This window comes from Pseudomonas sp. NFX98, from assembly GCF_047784845.1.
Classification (GTDB): Bacteria; Pseudomonadota; Gammaproteobacteria; order Pseudomonadales; family Pseudomonadaceae; genus Aquipseudomonas.
The window spans coordinates 149,282-165,169 of sequence record NZ_JBLNNF010000002.1; the positions used below are offsets into that span (position 1 = coordinate 149,282).

17 protein-coding genes are annotated in these 15,888 nt (G+C 57.9%); 3 read left to right on the forward strand and 14 right to left on the reverse strand.

Annotated features, from left to right (window positions below):
* Positions 1-41 precede the first annotated feature (41 nt).
* Positions 42-1,472, reverse strand: a complete 1,431-nt coding sequence (locus ACM110_RS03135) for an aldehyde dehydrogenase family protein (protein ID WP_416126521.1) — start codon at positions 1,470-1,472, stop codon at positions 42-44.
* Between the two features lie 124 nt (positions 1,473-1,596).
* Here ACM110_RS03135 and ACM110_RS03140 point away from each other — a divergent pair, with 124 nt between their 5' ends.
* Positions 1,597-2,484, forward strand: coding sequence for a LysR family transcriptional regulator (locus ACM110_RS03140; RefSeq protein WP_416126522.1), 888 nt, complete (start codon positions 1,597-1,599; stop codon positions 2,482-2,484).
* 43 nt (positions 2,485-2,527) lie between these two features.
* On the opposite strand, the gene ACM110_RS03145 is transcribed toward ACM110_RS03140, so the two are convergent.
* Positions 2,528-3,184, reverse strand: coding sequence for a trypsin-like peptidase domain-containing protein (locus tag ACM110_RS03145; RefSeq protein WP_416126523.1), 657 nt, complete (start codon positions 3,182-3,184; stop codon positions 2,528-2,530).
* A gap of 316 nt (positions 3,185-3,500) precedes the next feature.
* On the opposite strand from ACM110_RS03145, the gene ACM110_RS03150 reads away from it, so the two are divergent.
* Positions 3,501-4,151, forward strand: coding sequence for a glycosyltransferase (locus tag ACM110_RS03150; RefSeq protein ID WP_416126524.1), 651 nt, complete (start codon positions 3,501-3,503; stop codon positions 4,149-4,151).
* Here ACM110_RS03150 and ACM110_RS03155 read toward each other — a convergent pair whose 3' ends face one another.
* From ACM110_RS03155 to ACM110_RS03190, 8 genes are all read right to left on the reverse strand, one after another.
* Positions 4,152-4,751 (reverse strand): SAM-dependent methyltransferase, encoded by a 600-nt coding sequence (locus ACM110_RS03155; protein WP_416126525.1) that lies wholly within the window; start codon positions 4,749-4,751, stop codon positions 4,152-4,154. It abuts the gene before it with no gap.
* Positions 4,748-5,512, reverse strand: coding sequence for a PIG-L deacetylase family protein (locus ACM110_RS03160; RefSeq protein WP_416126526.1), 765 nt, complete (start codon positions 5,510-5,512; stop codon positions 4,748-4,750). Before ACM110_RS03160 ends, ACM110_RS03155 begins: the two co-directional genes overlap by 4 nt.
* Positions 5,509-6,537 carry an acyl-CoA dehydrogenase family protein gene (locus ACM110_RS03165; protein WP_416126527.1) on the reverse strand — a complete coding sequence of 343 codons (1,029 nt, stop codon included), beginning with the start codon at positions 6,535-6,537 and terminating at the stop codon, positions 5,509-5,511. Before ACM110_RS03165 ends, ACM110_RS03160 begins: the two co-directional genes overlap by 4 nt.
* A gap of 25 nt (positions 6,538-6,562) precedes the next feature.
* The gene (locus ACM110_RS03170) at positions 6,563-7,312 is read right to left on the reverse strand and encodes a DUF72 domain-containing protein (protein WP_416126528.1); all 750 of its coding nucleotides are present in this window, start codon (positions 7,310-7,312) and stop codon (positions 6,563-6,565) included.
* A 13-nt stretch (positions 7,313-7,325) separates the two neighbouring features.
* Positions 7,326-9,113: a thiamine pyrophosphate-requiring protein gene (locus ACM110_RS03175; protein ID WP_416126529.1), complete on the reverse strand. Its 1,788-nt coding sequence runs from the start codon at positions 9,111-9,113 to the stop codon at positions 7,326-7,328.
* Positions 9,114-9,260: 147 nt separating this feature from the next.
* Positions 9,261-10,262 (reverse strand): cytochrome d ubiquinol oxidase subunit II, encoded by a 1,002-nt coding sequence (gene cydB, locus ACM110_RS03180; protein WP_416126530.1) that lies wholly within the window; start codon positions 10,260-10,262, stop codon positions 9,261-9,263.
* 11 nt (positions 10,263-10,273) lie between these two features.
* A complete protein-coding gene (locus ACM110_RS03185; RefSeq protein WP_416126531.1) occupies positions 10,274-11,650 on the reverse strand; it encodes a cytochrome ubiquinol oxidase subunit I in 1,377 nt (458 codons plus the stop codon).
* Between the two features lie 175 nt (positions 11,651-11,825).
* On the reverse strand, positions 11,826-12,188 hold the full coding sequence (locus ACM110_RS03190) for a KGG domain-containing protein (RefSeq protein ID WP_416126758.1): 363 nt from the start codon (positions 12,186-12,188) through the stop codon (positions 11,826-11,828).
* Between the two features lie 265 nt (positions 12,189-12,453).
* On the opposite strand from ACM110_RS03190, the gene ACM110_RS03195 reads away from it, so the two are divergent.
* A complete protein-coding gene (locus tag ACM110_RS03195) occupies positions 12,454-13,011 on the forward strand; it encodes an ATP-dependent Clp protease proteolytic subunit (RefSeq protein WP_416126532.1) in 558 nt (185 codons plus the stop codon).
* 5 nt (positions 13,012-13,016) lie between these two features.
* Here the strand turns inward: ACM110_RS03195 and ACM110_RS03200 are convergent, their stop codons facing one another.
* The 4 genes from ACM110_RS03200 to ACM110_RS03215 form a co-directional block, all read right to left on the reverse strand.
* Complete coding sequence (locus ACM110_RS03200) at positions 13,017-14,258, reverse strand: zinc-dependent alcohol dehydrogenase (protein WP_416126533.1); 1,242 nt, start codon at positions 14,256-14,258, stop codon at positions 13,017-13,019.
* Between the two features lie 112 nt (positions 14,259-14,370).
* The gene (locus tag ACM110_RS03205) at positions 14,371-14,817 is read right to left on the reverse strand and encodes a DUF421 domain-containing protein (protein ID WP_416126534.1); all 447 of its coding nucleotides are present in this window, start codon (positions 14,815-14,817) and stop codon (positions 14,371-14,373) included.
* 7 nt (positions 14,818-14,824) lie between these two features.
* Positions 14,825-15,343, reverse strand: a complete 519-nt coding sequence (locus ACM110_RS03210) for a hypothetical protein (protein ID WP_416126535.1) — start codon at positions 15,341-15,343, stop codon at positions 14,825-14,827.
* A 6-nt stretch (positions 15,344-15,349) separates the two neighbouring features.
* Complete coding sequence (locus ACM110_RS03215; RefSeq protein ID WP_416126536.1) at positions 15,350-15,850, reverse strand: CinA family protein; 501 nt, start codon at positions 15,848-15,850, stop codon at positions 15,350-15,352.
* Between the last annotated feature and the right edge of the window lie 38 nt (positions 15,851-15,888).

Below are 15,888 nucleotides of genomic sequence, written 5' to 3' on the forward strand. Positions count from 1 at the left end.
AACCGTTTCCTGCGGTCGATCTGCTTCCTGATCCCACATGGTCATTGCAACAGGTCATTCGTGATCAATGTTTTCGGCTCCAGATATGCGCTCATCCCCCACTTGCCCATTTCGCGTCCAAGGCCTGAATGTTTGAAGCCACCGAAGGGAGCACGCGGCTCATGGGCCAACGTGTTGATGAGCACTCGTCCCGAATCGATCTGCCGTGCGACATTCACACAGCGTTCGGGACTCTTCCCCAGCACCAGGGCGCTCAGCCCATAGTCCGTATCGTTGGCAATGCTGATCGCATCAGCGTCATCCTCGTAGGGAATGATGGTCAGCACGGGGCCGAAGATTTCCTCCCGCGCGATGCGCATCCGATTGTTGGCATCAGTGAAGATCGTGGGCTTGACGAACCAGCCGGCATGCAAGCCTTCCGGACGACCTTCGCCACCCGCCAGCAACCTCGCGCCTTCTTCCAGGCCGATGCGGATGTAGCGCTGTACCCGCTCCCATTGTTTCTGGCTCACCATCGGGCCGATGTCGGTGTCGGCGTTGCGCGGATCGCCCGATTGAAACTGTGAGACGCCCTGCGTGGCGATCCGCTCGAACTCTGCCAGCCGCCCGCGCGGCACAAGGATGCGAGTGCCCGCGACGCAAGCCTGGCCGCTGTTGAGAAATCCGGCTTGCAGGACCAAGGGCATGACCGCCTGGAAATCCGCATCGTCCAGCACCACGGTGGGAGACTTGCCGCCCAGTTCGAGCGTTACGCGCTTCATGGTGTCCGCGCCGGTCTTGACCAAATGCTGTCCGACTGCGGACGACCCCGTGAATGAGATCTTGGCAACATCGGGATGGCGGGCGATTTCCTCGCCAACCACATCGCCCCGTCCGTTGACGACATTGAATACGCCCGGCGGCAGCCCCGCTTCGTGCAACGCACTGACCACGACCTGCGTCTGCAACGCGCTCATCTCGCTGGGCTTGATGACGGCGGTGCAACCTGTCGCCAGCGCGGTGGCCAGCTTGTTGCAGATGAAGCCCGCATTGCTGTTCCAGGGCGTGATCAGACCGGTAACGCCCACGGGCGTGAGAATGACCCTGGCCATGCCGACCTGTTCCTCAAAATCGAACGCCTGTAATGCATCGATCGCTTGTGCAATCACATCTGCCGGGTAAGTCGCCATCCAGCGTCCGCGAACCGAAGGCGCGCCGTATTCCACGAGAATCGCTTCCAGCAGTTCCTCTTCCCTCGCCGCCACGGCCCGGTGCATGCGTTGCAGTGCCGCGATACGCTCCTCCCGACGGGTACGAGACCAGGCCGGGAACGCAGCCTTGGCGGCTGCGATGGCACGCTGTGCATCCAGTGCATCGCCCAACCGAACCTGACCGATGACGGCTTCGGTGCTCGGGTTGTGGAGGTCGAACCATTCCTGACCGTGCGGGATGACAAATTCGCCGTTGATGTAGATGTGATCAATGCGCTGCATGGCGCCTCCTCGTTGAAAACGACTGGCCTGAATCAAGCCTGTATGCAGCGAAGTCTATGAGCGACTGATTGTTCCGATAAGCTATCCTTTTGCGCATGACGCATCCTTATTTTCAGGACAATGCATGCACAGAACAGGAATGACCGAGCTGGAAGTGGTGCTGGCCGTTGCGCGCCGCAGCAGTTTTCGTGGCGCGGCACAGGAATTGGGTATGTCCACCACCGCTGTGAGCAGCGCGGTGGCCGGCCTGGAAACGCGCCTGAAGGTGCGCCTGTTCAATCGCTCCACGCGCAGCGTGGCCCTCACAGACATCGGGCAACGCTATGTGGAGCGCATCGCCCCTGCGTTGGCGCAGATCAAAAGTGCCGGTGAAGAGGCCAGCGTCGGCCCCGATGAACCCAGCGGCACCCTGCGTATCAATGCACCGCACGGCGCGGCCTATTTGCTACTGGAGCCGTTGTTCAAGCTGTACGCTGAGCGCTATCCCAAGGTGCGCATCGACATCGTCAGCGAATCAAACATGGTCGACATCGTCGCCGCAGGCTTCGATGCCGGGATTCGCCTGGCAGAGTCCGTACCGCAAGACATGATTGCCGTGAGGCTGTCAGATGACATCCGGATGCTGGTGGTGGCAACGCCGGAGTATCTCGACCGCCATGGCATCCCCGAGCACCCGCGAGACCTGCTCACTCACCAGAGCATCGGCATGCGCATGGCCCACGGTGGCCTGTACCAGTGGGAACTGGAGCGAGACGGTGAGAAGTTGCAGATGGACCTGCCGACGCGCTTCACCTTCAACGAGATGCTGGCCATCAAACAGGCCGTGCTGTTGGGCCTTGGCATCGGTTTCATTTCCGAGTCATTCATCCTGGATGAACTGGCCAGCGGCGCCCTGGTGCCGATGCTGATGCCGTGGTGCCCGTCGTTTGGCGGTCTGAGGCTTTATTACTCGGGCCATCGCTTCGTGCCGGCGCGATTGCGCGCGCTGATTGATCTGGCACACGCGTTGTGACGGCCGCGATCATGGCGCTACCGAACCGACCGATCACTGAAAGCTACTTCGCCACATACTTCGTGCCCCGCGAATCCCCAAGCTTTGCCTGCAACATCCCCCACTCGCGTTGAATGATCGAGTAAGGAATGAAGATGCTGATCCTTTCAGCTTTATTTATACCGGAGTGATTGCTCACGTCGTTTAGCGTGGTTGAGTGGAAACCGATATTGATGCCGACGACACTGCCGTCACTGGTGATGACCGGCCCTCCAGACATGCCTTTGATCAGCGGGGCATCATGGATGGCATAGAGCTCACCGCTGCGCTCATCGGCGTTGACGAACGGCGTTTGATAGACCTTGCCTTTCCCGGTCGTGGTCACGAGGTAAGGGCTCACCCCCACGGCCGTTATGCTTTCGCCCGCACGCGGTGCGCGCCAGGACGGGTAGCGACCGTTGGCCTTGTGCTGGATGAAGACCAGGTCACAGCCTGTGCTGCAACTGTATTTCACGTTGGGGATGAATGGCACGTGGCGGATGGTGACGGCGTAGTCATCGTTCCATTGCACGGCAGAGGCCATGTATACATAAGGCAGAGGAAAACCTGAATAGACCAGGAAGTATGAATCATTAACAGGTCCCGATAAGTCGGGCTTAACGAAGCCATTGCATCCTGCAGTTAAAGCTCCTATTAGAAAGCAGGCCATGACCTTGATCATGATGGATCACCGACTTAATAGAGAGAGTACGACAGTTTTTTGTTGTCATTATTTTGTCTTTTGCCGGGTTGCAGCACTACTCGCCGCTTGCTCCAGTTCGACGTTGTTTTATTTATGGCTGAGTTTGCCATGACGCGTATGAATAAATCGCACTAAGCCCCATCGCTTTTTGATCAACTTCACAGATTCAAATATCCGGCGCCTACGCCTGAGAAACCATCACTCCCCTCTTCACATTCATTGCAACCAATCGTCATGCGTGCCGGTCGACATCGGATAGCCAGGTAATAACTGCAGGCAGCATGGAGATCGTCAAATGATCGGAGTCATTGTCCCGGTACACAATGAAGAGCGGCTGTTGAACAGATGCATCGAATCACTGCTGGAGGCGGCTTTTCACCAGGACCTGAGCAATGAAGAAGTAAAGATCCTGATCGTTCTCGACGACTGCACGGACACCTCGCTGCACATCGCCCAATCCTACGGTGTGATGACGTTGACCTGCACACATCGCAACGTCGGAAAAGCCCGGGCGCACGGAGCCGAGCACCTGTTGGGAGCGGACGCTCGCTGGCTGGCGTTCACCGATGCCGATAGCGTCGTTCCCGATGCCTGGCTGGCCGACCAAATCAGGTTCAACGTGGATGCTGTTTGCGGTCTGGTTGAAGTCAGCGACTGGTCTGAACATCCACAACGGGTGCGTGAGCGCTACCACGCCAGTTACCACACCGTTGACGGACACCGGCATATCCATGGCGCGAATCTTGGCGTCTCCTCGGCGGCTTATCGCAAGGCTGGAGGCTTTCAGTCCCTGCCCGCTCACGAAGACGTTCAACTGGTGGCCGATCTGGAGCGTAGCGGCGCGAGCATCATGTGGACAGCGAGCAATCGGGTGACCACCAGCGCGCGCAAAAACTGCCGCTGCCGGGAAGGTTTTGGCGATTACCTGAAGTCGTTGGCGCTGTAACTAGTCGCAGGTCTCGGCAAGGTCAATCGAGGTCGGCGAGCGGCTCCAGTATTCGAGGACAAAATCTGCTTCTTCATGACGAACCAGACGATGCAGGTGCAGGCGCTCCGCAAGTGCCGAATGAACGTCGCGGCCATCCTGCGAACACCCGTCAATCGGGTGCAACCAATGACAGGCCAGCACGCCACCCTCCGGGCTCAGACTGAGCAATGTTTTTTCGATCACCTGATGCCACGCCCTGGCATCCAGAAAATACCCGATTTCGCTCAATACGATCAGGTCAAACATACCGTCGGGCCAGTCATCTGGAATGCTCGCCTGCTCGACACTGACATGGGGCAGTTGACTCAGTCGCGTACGCGCAAGCATCACCGCTTTCTCATTGAGATCCTGACACAGCAGCGACTCACTGCGCTCGGCCAGCAACGCACTCAGTTCACCGTTGGCGCAGGCGGGTTCGAAAACGCGTTGATAACGCTGGCGCGGCAGCGTGGCCAGCACCAGGTCACGCTTGCGTTTCTCATACCAGCGAGTCCGGAAAGACCAAGGGTCGTCACTGGCGCTGAACAATTGCTGGAAGTAGTCAGGCGACATGCTCATATAAACACCAATTCAAAGGGCAGCAAGAGTCGTTCGATAGTTTGTTGATCAAGCACTGCCGGGGTCTGGCCATCTGTAGTGACCTGAGAGACATGGGCGTTGATGGCACGGCGCTTTTTCGCCACTACCGGCACATCGAGCATCAACTTGCGTGCTCGCGCCCAGGGAATCCTTGGGTCCTGTGGCCGTGCCCAGTGCCATGCCCAGATCGGCATTTCGATCAAACAGGCTTTGCGTTGTAATGCCGCACAGGCCGCAGCCCTGCCGGTCGCTTCGTGGTCGCAATGCCCGTCGAGTCGCCAGGTCGATATCAACCGATCTCCTGGGCGAATGACTTCCAGCAGTCGCTCGACCAACTGATCTTCCTGCCCCGCTACAGCGCTATCCGGCAATCCCAATCGTTCCCAGCTCAAGGCATTGGCATCGAGCCCCAAGCAGTCGACAGCGCGCAAGCTTTCCAGCGGACGCTCTTGACGAAGCCGTGACGGTGTCCACTTTTGCGAACGCGGATGACTGGCTTCGCCATCGGTGACCGCAAGCATCACCACATCGGCCTCCCGGCCCCTCATCCCGGCCAGGATGCCTGCGCAGCCGAGGACTTCATCGTCTGGGTGAGGAGCGACCACAATCAGGCGATGGCCCGTGGGGATCAGTTGCGGGTGGGTTATGGTCGGCACACACGCCAGCGAGGGGCTGGCCTGCCATTCAGCCAGCGTCGTACCCGCGCCACGGATGAGATTTTCGGCTTCAGCGCACTTCACAATATCCACCCATCAACGGCTTGCGCTGCGATCAGTTCGCCGAGCGCCGCTAGATCTTTCTCCGCATGACTTTGCCGGATGAACACCGGCAGATCGGCGGCGAGCCGGGCGAAGTGAGCGTTACGACAAAATGGCGTAGCCCCCAGTGCGCGCCCCACATGCTCAAGCACGCTATTGACCGTTGTTTCCACTTGGGCACGTAATCGCCGCACAGGTATCTCAGCCGACCGCCGAGGGTTGGCATCGATCCACGTTGCGGTTTCCCTCAGGGACGCCGAGGCTGCGCACAACGCTGCGTCGACAGCGCCAAGGTGAGCGGCGGCATGCGCATCGTGATGGGGCTGACGACAATGCTCCCGAAGATAACCGGCAAGCGTACAAGCCGCTCCGTACCAACAGGCAGCAATGCCCCCGCCGCCCTGCCAAAAACCGGGTCGATCCACATACTGGCCGGGCAACCCGACACATCGACCCAGCGCACCTTCGAACGCGACATCAACGCTGGCTGTACTGCCCATGCCAACCGCCTGCCAACTATCTTCCGCTGTGCTGACGCCCGACTGACGCAAATCCACCGCGACCAGTTGTGGTCGATGTTGCTCATCCCGCGCGGTCAACAGGGCCCGATCAAGCATGGGCGCACCGGAGCACCAGGCTTTGCGCCCCTGCAAGTACACCTGATCTCCCTGCCGATCAACGATGTTGACCCGGGCAAAATACGGTTCGGCAGCCCAAGTGCCCCAGGCACCGGTGGCAATGGGTGCGTCGGGTTCAAGCTCCGTCATGATCGCCAGCGCATCGGTATGGCCTTCGAACAACTTGACCAAGGCCAGGTCGCTTGCGGAGACAGCGGCCAACATCCGCCATCGTTCCAGCGTTTGACCTCGTCCAGGCATGGGCAGGATTGTTGATCCGCAGTCGATGAGTTCCTGCATCATCTGTTGTAGCGCACTGTCCGGCACGGGAGTCACGGGCCGAGAGGCAAACGTGTCCAGCAGATTTTCAAAGATGGCGGAGCTGCTCATGGCCCATTCTCCGGTTCTGAACTTGCTATGGGGTGTCCCTGATGTTCAGAGGCAAGTGACACGTCGACAGTTCCAACGCATTGCGCATCGCTGCACCGCTCGCCGTATTGTCGAAAATGCACCAGACGGTCACGCCCTCGGCAGCTGCAAGCCGCAGTTGATTGGCAAGGTTCTTCAAATAGGGTTGGTCATAGGCGCTGTAATAAATGCGCGGCGAACCATGCAGTCGCCAATACTGCACTTCAGGTGCTCCGACCGGTGACGAGTCGGTGCTGATGCGTGACGGATCGACTGCCGCCTGGGTAATCCGATACTCCATCAGCAAAGAGGCGGCATCCACCCAGGATTCGTGCCGGGGCTCCAGAATGACCGCTCCGGAATATTGCGCCTTCAGCGCCCTGAAGAAGCTTTCTGCAATCGCATCGTCAAATACCAGCGACGGCGGTAGCTGTACCAGCAAGCCACCCAAACGCCCACCCAATCCGCAGCATTGACCGAGAAATTCGTCCAGCGGCTGTTCACAGTTCACTAAACGCAGTTCGTGGGTGATTCGCTTGGGTATTTTTACGCAAAATCGAAACGCTTGCGGCACCGACTCGGCCCAGCGGGCGTAAGTCTGATGACGGTGCGGTCTATAAAACGAGCTGTTGATTTCTACGCAATTCAATTGCGAGCCATAGCGTTGCAGATGCGTGCCTTCAACCGGAAACGCCGCCGCCTGTTCGCGCCCGACACTCCAGCCTGCGCAGCCAATGTAGATCGGCAGATGGCTCAAAGGATGACCCTCGCTATTTTTTGCGCGGCAACACGGCTCCCAATACCTGCTTGGCGGTTTGCACAATCACACCGGCCTCATCCGGATCGCCCCTGAGCAACGTCGTGGCGAACTTTTTCGCTTGCTCAAGCTTGATGTGCGGCGGGAGCGGCGGCACATTCGGATCGGTCTTGAACTCGATCAACACGGGTACGTCGGACGCCAGCGCCTGTTCCCAAGCACCCGCAACGTCTTCTTCGCGCTCGACAAAAATGCCCTTCAAGCCGATGGAAATGGCGAAAAGGTGATACGGGACGTCAGGAATGTTTTGCGAGGCTTCAAACTTCGGATCGCCTTCCATCACCCGCTGCTCCCACGTCACCTGATTGAGGTCTTCGTTATTGAACACGGCACAGATCCATTTGGGGCTTTCCCATTGCCGCCAGTATTTGGCCACGGTGATGAGCTCGGCCATATTGCTCATTTGCATCGCACCATCGCCGACCAAGGCAATTACTGCGCGTTGCGGGTAGGCAAACTTTGCGGCAATCGCATAAGGCACGGCGGCGCCCATCGAGGCCAGCCCACCCGAAAGCGAACATTTCATGCCACGACGGATCTTCAGGTCACGGGCGTACCAATTGGCACATGAGCCCGAATCGCTGGTGATGATCGCCAGCTCCGGAAGCCGTGGTGAAAGTTCGAACACCACCCGCTGAGGGTTGATCGGCGAGGCTTTTACCATCGCGCGTTTTTCCAGGGTTTTCTCCCAGCTGCTGCGCCAGCCTTCGACCTTTTTCCGCCATTTGCGGGACGTCTTGTGTTCCAGCAAGGGCAGTAACGCCGAGAGTGTCTCGCCGGCATCGCCCACCAGATTCACTTCCATCGGATAACGCAAGCTGAGCATGTCAGGCTGTAAGTCGATCTGCACCCCGCGTGCCTGGCCTTCTTTCGGCAAGAATTCCGAATAGGGAAATCCGGAACCGATCATCAGCAAGGTGTCGCATTCGGTCATCAACTTGTAGCTGGGCTCGGTGCCGAGCAACCCGATGCTGCCGGTGACCCAAGGCAGTTCGTCAGGCAGCGCCGCTTTGCCGAGCAAGGCCTTGGCCACGCCGGCTCCGAGTTTTTCCGCGACCGCGATCACTTGATCGGTTGCCTGCAAGGCACCGGCGCCGACCAATATTGCAACCTTCTCCCCTGCATTGAGTACTTCGGCTGCCCGTTGCAAATCCGCTTCATAAGGCAGCACTTTCGGCTTGCTGTAACCGACCCCGGAATGCACGGTGCCATGCGCCCTGCCCGGCGCTTCATACTCGGCGTCCTGCAGGTCATTGGGCAAGATGATCGCGGTGACGCGACGCTCGCCAATCGCGGTGCGTACCGCGCGGTCAACCAGGTGTTGGACTTGCGCGGGCACCGAAGCTTGTTGCACGAAAGCACCGGCGACATCCTTGAACATCGATAGCAGATCAAGCTCTTGCTGATAGTGACCGCCGAGCGCCGCGCGAGCCTGCTGGCCGACAATCGCCAAGACGGGCATGTGATCCATCCGCGCATCGTAGAGCCCGGTGATCAGGTGTGAAGCGCCAGGGCCGGAAGTGGCGATACACACGCCAAGCTCACCGGTGAACTTGGCATGCGCCGACGCCATGAACGCGGCCATTTCTTCGTGCCGGGCCTGGATGAATTCGATTTTCCCCTGCGCTCGGCTCAGCGCGCCGAACACCCCGTTTATGCCATCACCGGGATAACCAAAAATCCTCGTCACGCCCCATTGGCTGAGCCGCTCGACCAGAAAATCCCCCACTGTCATCGTCATGTCGTTGTTCGCCTGTTACCGATCCATAAACGTTCCCGTCGGGACATGCCAGCGGGAGATGTAAAGGTCTGGACAATCAGGCCAACTTTGAAGTTCGAACAAAAACGCCTGAAACCGACCTCTGCCGGATGGGTCAGTGTTCAACCTTCAATCCCGAACGGGATGAACCTTGCCACTGAACACCTTGAATCCATAGGTGTTGTAAATGAGCGTTACCGGAATCAATACGGCAAATCCAACCAACATGAATACCTGACTGACGGGACTGGAGGCAGCGGCTTGCAGGGTCAGGTTCGGCGGAACAATCAGTGGAAAAAGCGCTGCAATCATCATGGCGAAGGCCAGGACAAAGATGCCCAGCGCGGCAAACAACGGCAAATAATCTCGCCGGCTCCAACAGCCGATGATGAAGCCGACCGTCAGGCTGACAAACAACGCGGCGCCGGGCAGCCAGACAAACGTGTCGGAAAGCCGCTGCGCATACCGAACATCGAGTTTCGCCGTCCAGACGACCAACACCGCCAGCAGCACGATGGTCACGACGGCCAGGCTTTTTGCCTGGCGCTTCGAACGCTGCTGGAGTTCATCCTCAGTGCGCCAATAAAGCCAGCACGCCCCCAGCCATGTGTAACCCGCCACCAGCACAACGCCACAAAACAGTGGAAACGGACTCAACCACTCACGCCCGTCCCCGGTGTATTGCGTGCCGTTGTTCGGCAGCCCTTGAACCAGCGTACCGAGCACAATTCCCTGTGTTCCGCCGACGAGTAACGAGCCGCACATGTGCAAACCGTCAACACAACGCTTGATGGTTTGATCAGGCGCATAGTCGCGAAACTCCAGGGCGACCGCACGAAGAATCAAGGCCAGAAACATCACAATGAATGGCAGATACAGCGCCGGGAGCAAGATCGCATAGGCCATTGGAAAAAGCGCCAGCAGACCACCGCCGCCCAGCACCAGCCAGGTCTCGTTGGCGTCCCAGATCGGCAAGATGGTCACCGCCATGGCCCGCCGTTGTTTGCTACAACGGGTGAACCCTAGAAGAACTCCCACCCCAAGATCCGTGCCGTCGAGCAAGACATAGTTCAACACCGAGAACGCCAGGGCTGCGGTGGATAGCAGTGTGATCCAGTCATTGCCCAACATGGATTCGCCCCTCAGGAGTCGCCGGTCTCATCCGCCAGCGTGGGTTGCGGTCCGGGTTCGTCCTCCTGCGCAGGTTTGCGCAGGATTCGTAAAAGCACCCAAAGCCCGATGCCGAAGATCAACAGATAAAACCCGAGGATCGACCACGTCGATGCAATCACCTGTCGATGCGAAATCGAAGACAGACTCTCAGCCGTACGCAGCAAACCGTAAACCGTGAACGGTTGGCGGCCCACCTCCGTCACCACCCAGCCACTGAGCATGGCCAGAAAACCGGCGGGAGCCAACAACACGCAACCTCGCATCATCCAGCGAGCACTGAACAGCCGTTGCCCGCGACGCAGCACCCAACTGACCAAGCCCTGCCCCAGCATCAGCAGACCCAGCCCGACCATGAGTCGAAACGCGAAAAATACAATCGGCACGGGCGGGATATCCTGGGGCGCGAATTCATCCAGCGCAGCGATGGTGCCCGTCAGGTTGTAGCGCAGATACAGCGAGCCAACTCGAGGGATCGCCAATTCCCAGTGATTGCGCCTCTCATCCATATCCGGCACGGCAAACAGACGCATCGGCTCGCCCGCTCCTTCTGGCGGACGTGTCCAGGAACCTTCGATTGCGGCCACCTTCTGCGGCTGTACGACGAGGCTGTGTTCAGCGTGGAAATGCCCGACGACGATTTGCGCGGGGGCAAGCGAGAGGATCGTCCATAGCGCCATGGAGTATTGAAGGCGAGCTCGCGGGTTTTCAGGTTCCTTCAGCAACTGCCATGCACTGGCTCCGGCCACCAGCGTGGCGGTGCCAAGCATCGCGGCCAATGTCATGTGCACTAGTCGATACGGAAACGATGGATTGAAGATAATCGCCCACCAATCCTGCGCTATAAAACGGCCATCGGCGCCGATAGCGAAACCGGCCGGGGTCTGCATCCAGGAATTGGCCGAGAGGATCCAGAAAGCACTTATCAACGACCCGGCTGCGACGGCGCAGGTGGCGAAGAAATGCACGCGCGGGCCTACTTTCTTCAACCCGAACAGCATGATTCCCAGGAAGCCAGCCTCCAGGAAAAAAGCGGCCAGCACTTCGTAGAACATCAACGGGCCAAGGATATCTCCGGCCTGGGTCGAAAGCCGCGACCAGTTGAGCCCGAACTGGTATTCCAGAATCAGCCCCGAGGCCGTGCCCACCGCCACGGTAAGGGCAAATATCTTCAACCAGTAACGATAGACATCCAGGTAGATCTTTCTTCCACGCAACAGCCACAAGCCTTCAAGCACCATGAGAAAATTGGCCAGACCGATGGTCAGTGCTGCCAGTACGATATGAAAACTGATGGTGATCGCGAACTGGGCACGCGCAGCCAGAAGCGCCGACTCGACAGCTTCCATAGAGGTCACTCGTGTTGAGCAGTGTCACGGTAGAACATCGCAAATGCCTGAATGTTCAAGCCACGCGACATGAGGCAGGCAACGAAAGCTTCTTTTGCAAATATCTTCAGATCGAGGTTATGCATATTCAATCAAGCCCCGAAATAAATCGGGGCTTGACCAGACTCACACGGCATCAGGATTTACGGCCTCCGCCGCCGCTGTGTTCGCCGCCCTTACGCCCAGCTTCAGAGGCTTTGTCGCGGTCATCGGCAAAATTGCCGCCGCGCCCGGTTCCCTGACCACCGCCAGTGGATTGATCAGCGCCGGTTGATTGCCGCCCACCCGATGCCTGACCACCTTTTTGCCCGGGTTTGTTCATGTTTTCCTTATCGTCAGCAAATTCGCCTCCGCGATTGCCTTGCCCACCTCCTGACATACGATCGGCATCGCGCGATTGTTGTCCGCCTGAAGCCTGGCCGCCTTTCTTGCCAGCTTCAGAAGCCTTGTCTCGGTCATTGGAAAAATTGCCGGGATTGTTGTTTCCTGTATTGGCCATTTTCATTCACCTCTTACATCGTTAGTACGAGCGTTCGCCCGTGTAATTCGGAGGATGCAGAAAATCGAAAGTTTGGAAAAAACAGCAAGCTTGCGACGAGCGGATTCGCATCGTTAGTTCCATTGAAAACAAAGGCTTTAGACTGGCGGTGTGATTCGTCGGAGTGCGCGATTCAAGCCGTTTTTTTCTCTGAAAACGGTGAATATTTACTAGACTCACTAGCTCAAAAGAAGGTTTACAAACGCCGAATTTCGGAGATCAATCGATGACCGAGCATATCGTGCACTTTCACTGTCAGATCGACCAGGCAACGACCGAACGCTTCAGGGATTGTTGTCTTGAAGCCATCGATCAAGGCGCCACGTCGTTGCTGCTGAACCTGTCAACGTCCGGCGGCAGCACAAACTTCGGGTTCACTCTCTACACCTTCCTGAAGTCATTGCCTGTGCCACTGTGTGCGATCAACGCCGGGAACATCGAGTCGATGGGCATCATCATGTTTCTGGCTGCGGGACGTCGCATCACTTCACCCCATTCGCGCTTCCTGATTCACCCGATGAACTGGTATTTCAGCCAGAAATCCGTTGATCACCAACGCCTGCGCGAATACCTGTCGAGTCTCGACAACGACCTCGCGCGTTACGTCCAGATCTACGCACTGGAAACCGCTGATGCGGCGACCAAACTCGATATTTTCCACTGCCTGTCAGCCGAGGAAAAAGTGATCGCCGCGCACGAGTCCCTGGCCTACGGCATTGCCCACGAGATGAAGCAGATGGTCTTTGCCGATGATGTCAAACACTGGAAAGTCAGTGGTGGCTGACAAGTCTACAAACTGGGAACCCCGCGATCGGCGAATCCCACACCCGGTTCGATTGACTCAGTCAACGGTTCCACTGGCGCGCCGGGAATCAGTATGACCTTGCGACAGTCCTCCTGGCGTTTGTCGAATATTTCATAGCCTTCGGCGACGCTCTCCAGAGACATTCTGTGAGTGATGATTTCTTCAGGACGCAGATGACCCAGCTCAATATGCTCAAGCAGTTCGGGCAGATACCGTTGGACGTGCGTCTGGCCCATCTTGAATGTCAGCCCTTTATCGAACGCATCTCCGAACAGAAAGCCATGGATGAATCCCGCGTAGACCCCCGGCACACTCACCACGCCACCGCGCCTTACAGCGGCAATGCATTGGCGCAACGCTTTTCCGCTACTGCCTTCTAGTTTCAGCGTCGCCAGCACGGTTTCGGTCGTGCTGCCCTTGGCTTCGAAGCCCACCGCATCGATCACCGCATCCACGCCGCGCATACCCGGTGTCTGCCGAATCAAGGAGTCAGCCGGATCATCATCGTCATCGAAGTTGATCGGGATGACTCCGTAGGTTTTCCTGGCATAGGCGAGTCGGTATTCATGGTGATCAATCATGAAGATCTGTTCGGCGCCGAGCATTCGCGCGCACGCTGCGCTCAACAACCCAACCGGCCCGGCGCCGAAAATCGCCAGACTCGACCCTTTGCCGATCTGCGCATTGATCACCGCCTGCCAGGCGGTGGGTAGAATGTCGGATAGAAAAAGCACCTTTTCGTCTGCCAGCGTACCGGGCACCTTGAACGGGCCGGTGTTGGCTTTCGGCACCCGGACCAGTTCGGCCTGTCCGCCGGGAACGCCTCCATACAACCGGCTGTAGCCAAATAGTGCGGCACCCGGCGGGATGGATTTCTTGTTCAGAATGGCACCGCGTCCATCGTTGGTGGTTTCGCAGGCTGCGTACAGTTGCTGCTGGCAAAAGAAACAGTCACCACAAGCGATGACAAAAGGAATGACGACACGATCCCCGCGTTGCACCTGGGTCACAGACGGTCCGGTGTCTTCGACGATGCCCATGAATTCATGGCCGAAAATGTCGCCGTGTTCGACGGTGGGAATCTTGCCGCGATACAGGTGCAGATCGGAACCGCAAATTGCAGTGGCCGTGACACGCAGAATAATGTCGTCGGGTTGCTCGATGATCGGATCCGGAACGGTTTCAATCCTGACCTTGTGGGCGCCGTGATAAGTCATTGCTCGCATGTCGTCACTCCTCGGTTAACGTAGAGATCGCTTTTGAATAAGGGCAATGACCTGCGAACAACGGTTCCTTTTCCATCCATGGCAACTGATCAATGGTTGTTGCCGTTGCCGATCAGTTTTCTCGCGCAATGATGGAGATCTTGCCGTTGCGCTCAATGATCGCGAACTTGATCTCTTCCAGCTTCTCGATTCCCTGGCTGGAGCGCGCGGCCTCCATGATATCGGCTTCCACCAGGCGGGCGTGACGCAGGCGCCGATGCAGGAGCTTGCCGTTTTCCACGATAATCGTGGGTTCACCGTCGATCAGCCGTGATAACCAGCCGGAACGCTGCTTGAGCAGCGAGAGCCCGACGTCGATGGCGATCAGGGTCACAATCACCAGCATCGAATTGGTCAGCGAAAAATCATCCCCAAGCAGCGCTTGCTGGGTAGCCTCGCCAATCATCATCAACAAGACAAAGTCAAAGGTCGTCAGCTCGGCCAATGAGCGTCGGCCGGCAATCTTGAACAGCACCATGAGCGCCATATACATCGCTGCCGCACGCAATACTGAATCCATAGGTCACCTAGGGGAAAATGAACTGATCGAGTCGCACGTCACTGGTGCCGGGCAAAACAATGCGGCTGTGGAACAACCCAAGGCCATCCCCTCGCAGAGTGAGAAATAAGTCCGCCTGTCCCTGGGTGTCGGTCTGTACCCATAACCGAATGCCTTGAGCAGAACTGCGGGTGCGCGCCGGCTCAGGCTGAAGCGTCTCGATGCTGAAACCCTCCAGGATCTCCCCGACCAGTTCCAGCTCGACAGTGGATTCCGGAGAGCCGCTGACGCTGATTTTCATGGCGTTGGTCGAGCCGTTGCGGTGGAACATCTCGTATTCCACTCTGACCCTGCCATCCTCGCTGCGAACATCTCTGGAGCTCAGGACACCGCGAGAAAACAGGCCCATCAAACCCAATACCATCAGTAAAACCAGCAGATACCACCCGCAGCGCTCAAAACGCCAGACCCGCAACTGGAAAGCCATGTCCTCGCGTACCGGGTATTTACGACTGTGCAAGTCCGGATGTTCGGCATCGTCGTTCATTATGTTTCAACCTTGCTCGCCAAGGAGCGCGCGGCGATGGAAGTGCGGCAGCCATTGCATGGCGTACTCGGTAGCTTCTGTTTGCACCTGGCAGCGAGTACCGAAAAACCGGTGCTCATGGCTGAACACGCAACGCTCCCCATGCGACTGGAAAGCCCAGGCAAAGCAGATGGTGCCTGCGGGAATACCGTCGATATCCTCCGGACCAAGAATCCCGGTTGTGGCGATGGCGGCATTGGCGGTGCTGTCTCGCAGGGCGCCCATCGCCATCTCCCTGGCGACCTCCACACTCGTCAGGTTGAAGGTTTCGATGGTGCGCGGGCTGACGTGCAAAACACGTTGCTTGGCCTGCGGTGAATAAACCACGTAACCGCACTCGATGAACTCACCGCTGCCTTCGATCCCGGACAATAGCGTCACGATTTTTCCGGCAGTACAGGACTCGGCAGTTGTCAGCAACAAAGCGTTTTCACGCAGGTAGTCAACAGTTTCTTCAGCGATGGACATGAGCAGAACTCACGAAGTTGTTGCTCGGTTGACAGGTG

Coding starts and splice junctions, on each gene's coding strand:
- ACM110_RS03155 (WP_416126525.1), bottom strand. CDS start 4,751: ATGAGCATGTCGCCTGACTACTTCCAGCAATTGTTCAGCGCCAGTGAC.
- ACM110_RS03135 (WP_416126521.1), bottom strand. CDS start 1,472: ATGCAGCGCATTGATCACATCTACATCAACGGCGAATTTGTCATCCCG.
- ACM110_RS03195 (WP_416126532.1), top strand. CDS start 12,454: ATGACCGAGCATATCGTGCACTTTCACTGTCAGATCGACCAGGCAACG.
- ACM110_RS03190 (WP_416126758.1), bottom strand. CDS start 12,188: ATGGCCAATACAGGAAACAACAATCCCGGCAATTTTTCCAATGACCGA.
- ACM110_RS03150 (WP_416126524.1), top strand. CDS start 3,501: ATGATCGGAGTCATTGTCCCGGTACACAATGAAGAGCGGCTGTTGAAC.
- ACM110_RS03210 (WP_416126535.1), bottom strand. CDS start 15,343: ATGAACGACGATGCCGAACATCCGGACTTGCACAGTCGTAAATACCCG.
- ACM110_RS03165 (WP_416126527.1), bottom strand. CDS start 6,537: ATGAGCAGCTCCGCCATCTTTGAAAATCTGCTGGACACGTTTGCCTCT.
- ACM110_RS03175 (WP_416126529.1), bottom strand. CDS start 9,113: ATGACGATGACAGTGGGGGATTTTCTGGTCGAGCGGCTCAGCCAATGG.
- ACM110_RS03185 (WP_416126531.1), bottom strand. CDS start 11,650: ATGGAAGCTGTCGAGTCGGCGCTTCTGGCTGCGCGTGCCCAGTTCGCG.
- ACM110_RS03205 (WP_416126534.1), bottom strand. CDS start 14,817: ATGGATTCAGTATTGCGTGCGGCAGCGATGTATATGGCGCTCATGGTG.
- ACM110_RS03215 (WP_416126536.1), bottom strand. CDS start 15,850: ATGTCCATCGCTGAAGAAACTGTTGACTACCTGCGTGAAAACGCTTTG.
- ACM110_RS03140 (WP_416126522.1), top strand. CDS start 1,597: ATGCACAGAACAGGAATGACCGAGCTGGAAGTGGTGCTGGCCGTTGCG.
- ACM110_RS03200 (WP_416126533.1), bottom strand. CDS start 14,258: ATGCGAGCAATGACTTATCACGGCGCCCACAAGGTCAGGATTGAAACC.
- ACM110_RS03145 (WP_416126523.1), bottom strand. CDS start 3,184: ATGATCAAGGTCATGGCCTGCTTTCTAATAGGAGCTTTAACTGCAGGA.
- cydB (WP_416126530.1), bottom strand. CDS start 10,262: ATGTTGGGCAATGACTGGATCACACTGCTATCCACCGCAGCCCTGGCG.